General features: G+C 63.3%; 2 protein-coding genes and 1 tRNA gene. 1 reads left to right on the top strand and 2 read right to left on the bottom strand.

The features are described 5' to 3' along the window. A partial coding sequence (locus RMO81_RS10375; RefSeq protein ID WP_310475782.1) for a prolyl oligopeptidase family serine peptidase occupies nt 1-207 on the top strand: 207 nt, incomplete at its 5' end. A gap of 196 nt (nt 208-403) precedes the next feature. Here RMO81_RS10375 and RMO81_RS10370 read toward each other — a convergent pair. Together RMO81_RS10370 and RMO81_RS10365 are read right to left on the bottom strand one after the other, a co-directional pair. Next, nucleotides 404-3,688: a TonB-dependent receptor domain-containing protein gene (locus RMO81_RS10370; RefSeq protein WP_310475780.1), complete on the bottom strand. Its 3,285-nt coding sequence runs from the start codon at nt 3,686-3,688 to the stop codon at nt 404-406. A gap of 592 nt (nt 3,689-4,280) precedes the next feature. Further along, nucleotides 4,281-4,355, bottom strand: a tRNA-Val gene (locus RMO81_RS10365). Nucleotides 4,356-4,552 lie beyond the last annotated feature (197 nt).

The following is a 4,552-nucleotide window of genomic DNA, read 5'->3' as shown; positions in this document are numbered from 1 at the left end:
ACCCCCACCATCCTGATCACCGGCGAAGAGGATTATCGCACCCCCATCGCCCAGACCGAGGCCTATTATCAGGCGCTGCAGGTGCGCGGCATCCCGGCGATGATGGTGCGGCTGCCGGGGGCCAATCACGGCATGGGCCGGCCTTCGCAGTGGCTGCAGTCCAATTTGGCGGTGGTCAATTGGTACAACCGCTTCCAGAAGAAGTGAGAGGCGTGGTGGTGCGGCCGGCGGCGTGAAGGAGGGAAGTAAGGAAGTGCGCGGCGGAGCCGCAATGCCCGCCCCGGACTTGATCCGGGGTCGAACGAATCAAAAAAGGCGGCCTGTTGGGGCCGCCTTTTTTCGTTCGCCGTCCGAGCTTGTCGGAGTCGGCGGATAGCTGCGCTTTCCGCGCGCCCGACGGCGCTTAGAACTTCACCCGCGCGCCAAGACGCAGTGCCCACAGCGAACCATTGAGGTTCACGCCCTGGACCGGCGCCGTCACCGTGGTGCCGGTGCGATTGGCGAACTGATACTGCGTGCACGCGGCGGTGGCGCAGGTCACGTTCACTACCGTGCCGTAACCAGGGAAGGCCACCTGGCGGATGGTGCCCCAATCCTTGTTCAGCAGGTTCAGGAAGTTTTCCACGTCGGCGCTCAGCTCGATCTTGCCGCCAAAGATGAACGGCACTTCCTGGCGGAAGGCGATGTCGAGGCGGTTGTAGCGCGGCGTCTTGCCGATGTTCTTCGGCGCGATGCCACCCTGATAGCGGTTGAGTTCCGAATTCTGCACCAGGTTCTGGAAGCCGTTGAAATCGAAACCAGTGCCATAGACCACACGCGGATCAGCCGTGGCCGAGCTGACGTTCGGCACATAGAGCAGATAACGGTTGTTGGTGCCGGTCACGCCGAACACGTTGGAACGCAGATTGCCCGACGCCTGATCAGCCATGGTGTAGCTGTAACGCTGGCCAGCCTGGCTGTTGAAGAACAGCTCGATCCGGGTGTTGTTGTCACCGAACATGTTGAAATCATAGCTGGCCATCAGGCGATAAGTATCATCGCGCTGATAGCTGGAGATGCCATAGGCAGCATTGTTGGGATCGATGCCGGCAGCCGCGTTGGTGTAGTTGGAGAAGGCGACCGAGGAGGTGCCATTGTTGGCATCACGCGAACGCTGGAAGGTGTAGCTGCCGCCGAGGCGGAAGCCGTTCGACCAACGCTTGTCAAAACGGGTGACCACGTTCCAGCTGTAGCCATCGTCAACGTTGGTCAGCAGGATATCGGTGTTGGTGGTCGTGCCCTGGCCGGGCAGCGCCTGATAGCGGATACGGCCATCGGGCAGCGTGCCCAGCGGCACCGAGCGCAGATCGGTCCAGGTCGAAGCGTCGCGAGCGCGGCTCCACACCACATCAAGGCCCAGGCGCCATTCGTCACCCAGGAAGCCAAGGTTGGCGAGATAGTCGAGCGAGCCCGACACGCGCCAGGTCGACGGGATGCGATAGTCCGGGTCGAGCGCGTTGGTTGGCGAACCGGCAGTGCCGGTGGTGCGAACCGCGTCGATCAGGGACTGCGGCACGCCGGTGCCGCCCGACACGTTGTTCAACGTGGCGGCGCCAAGCGTGTTCTGGGTGGCCGCCGAAAGACCGGTGAGACCGGAAATGGTGAACGTATCAGCTGCGCCGTTCACGCCCGGCACACGCCGCACCTGCACACGACCCAGCGTCGGGCCCGGGTTCGAATAATTGTTCGAAATCCACACGTTGGGGTTGCCGCCGCCGAAGATGCCGGCCGAACCGCGCAGCGTCATGCGATCAGACACCTTCCAGTTCAGGCCGATGCGCGGCTGGAACAGGCCACGACCATTCAGCGTGGCGTTGTTGGGGAAGCCGAAACGATCAACAAAAGCCTGGTTGAAGAAGGGCACATCCGGCGTGTCGAACAGATCATAACGCATGCCGGCGATCAGGGTGGCATCGCTGCCCAGATCGATGGTGTCCTGAATGCCGAACGACCAGCTGTTGTTCTGGAACACGGCGCGCACGGTATCAACGCCGCCACGCAGCGGCACGGCGAAATCAACTTCGTTGGCGCGGCGACCATCCAGATCAAGCAGCGAATCGAAATACCAGGCACCCGAAACGCGCTGGGCAAACAGGTTGTTGACGTCCTGAGTGCGGCGCTCGACGATGGCCTTGAGCGTGTGATTGTTCATCTTCAGCGTCGCCTGGAATTCGAAGTTCAGCTGCTGCGAGCTGAGTTCGTTGGCCTGACGACTGATGTCCGGGCCAAAGTTCAGGCGACGGGTGCCTGCCGGGCAGGTGAGCGGCGGCGTGGTCGACAGCGCTTCGAGGCAGGTCTGGAACTGGCCGAAAGCGCGATCGCTGAACGGCACCTGCAGACGGACATAATCCGCATATGACACGCGCACCTGAGTGGAGAAATTGTCGCTCCACTGGTCGTTCAGTTCAAAGATGCCGAAGTGGTTGACGGCACCCTGGTTGTAGTTGTTCGACAGCAGCGCAAAGGTCGGGTTGGTCGCGTTCAGTTCGCCCACACCGGTCTGGCCGGCGAGCACCGAACCTTCGTTGTAGATGTAGGTGAAAGCGGCGCGGTGGCCGTCGGCAATGTTGAGATCGAACTTGGCAACGACCTTGTCATCCTTTTCCAGGATGTCGGTGGCCACGCCGCCGGTATCAAAACCATAACGGTTCTGCGCGATGGTGCCGATCTGGCTGATCTGGCCATCGGTGATGCCCAGGCTGGCAGGGCTGATCGCTGCCGGCACGGTGTCGCGGGTGCGTTCGTAGGTCAGCGCGAAGAACAGGCGATCCTTGATGATCGGGCCGGTGAACTGCGCGGTATAAACCTGCGATTCAAACGCGCCGGCACGGATCACGCCGCGGGCATTGCGGCCACGCAGGCTGTCGTCGTTGTAATAAGCACCAGCCAGGAAGGTGAAGCGGTTGCTGCCCGACTTGAGCTGGGTGTTGATGGCGCCGCCCTGGAAGAAGCCCTGACGGATATCAACCGGCGCGACTTCCACCGAGAATTCGCCGATGGCATCCAGCGGCACCGGGCCGCGGGTGGAAACCAGGCCGCCGGCTTCCAGGCCAAAGGGGTCGCCAAAGGCCACGCCATCGACGGTGAAGCGGTTGAAGCGGTTGTTCTGGCCGGCGATCGAGATGGCGCCGCCGTTGGTGGGATCGATGTTCACCATCGGATCGCGGGCAGCGAGGTTGCGGATGTCGCGGTTGACGTTGGCAACGCCGGCGATGTCGCGCGCGGTCAGGATCGAGGCAGCGCCGGTGCCGATCACGATGGCGCTGCGGGTGCGGGCGGCCGAAACCGTGATGGTCTTGCCCGTGGCAGCAAGAAACACGTCGATACGCTGCGGCACACCGGCGGTCAGATTGTCCAGCGTCTCGGTGGCGGCGTCAAAGCCGGGGGCTTCCACGGTGATGCTGTAGGGTCCGCCCAGACGCAGGCCGGTGGCGTTGAATTCGCCGTTGGCGCCAGACGTTTGCGACAAGCGCGTGCCCGACGGGGTGTGGATGATGGTGACGGTGGCGCCAGCAATCGCGGCACCCTGCTCGTTCACCACAGCACCACGGATGGCCGAGGACGTTTCCTGGGCCTGCACAGCGGCCGGGATGAGAGCGGCGGGAACGGCAAGTGCGGCAAGCGCAACACCAAGACGAAGATAACGCATGGGAGGACCCCCTGGGGCTGGTTGAACTGAAATATGCAGGGCGCAGGGATCTCTCCCGACGCTCGTTAACACCTGCGGCCTCTGCCTTGGATATGTGACGTTTGTGTTACAACTCCATGGCCTGCTCATTACTCACCCGGAGAGGGGCGCAGTTGAAAGCGCGGTGTTGCAGTGCAGCAACACCGCAGCGCGGCCAGAGCGCATGGCGCAGCCAAGCGCGCGGACTCGCGCAAGGCCGGCCGGGCGGGCGGCTGGCCATCAGGCCGGCTGAACCGCTTCGACGGCGCGGCTCCGCCACGCTCCTGCTCTTCTCTTCCTTGGCGCATCCAGCGGACTCGGCGGCTTGGCCGCCGGCCCGCGCGACGTGCCTGCGTTTGGCTGCAAAGCTTGTTCTGGCGGCCGCGGCCGGCGGCAAAGCCGCCGAGTCCGCTGGATGAGAGATAGTAAGTCAGGAAGCCAAGTGCGCGGCCAAGCCGCGCCGTCGGACGACCCACGAAAACGGCGACCTGAGGGTCGCCGTTTTTGGTCGCCGGCCGGCCTTGCCGGAGTCGAAGGATAGTGCTGCGCACTATTCTTGCGCCCGACTGCGGCGTGGTGGGCGTTGAGGGTTTCGAACCCCCGACCCTCTCGGTGTAAACGAGATGCTCTACCACTGAGCTAAACGCCCGCGCTGCAACTGCTCCCGCCCCTAGCCGCACCGGCCATAACGTGCAACCTAGGCCGTGATGACAAGCTTGAACACCACGCAAATCGCCGTCTTCATCGCGCTCACCGTCGCCATGGCACTGGCTACCATCTGGCAGGTGCGGCGCATGGGCCGCAAGCAGGGCGCCCGCAGCGAAGCCAACAGCAACCGTGAATATT

Source organism: Sandarakinorhabdus sp., assembly GCF_031422795.1.
GTDB lineage: Bacteria > Pseudomonadota > Alphaproteobacteria > Sphingomonadales > Sphingomonadaceae > Sandarakinorhabdus.
This window is presented reverse-complemented; position numbering and strand designations above follow the sequence as displayed.

Excerpts from the sequence above, each read along its gene's own strand:
- RMO81_RS10370 (WP_310475780.1), bottom strand. The coding sequence starts at position 3,688 with ATGCGTTATCTTCGTCTTGGTGTTGCGCTTGCCGCACTTGCCGTTCCC.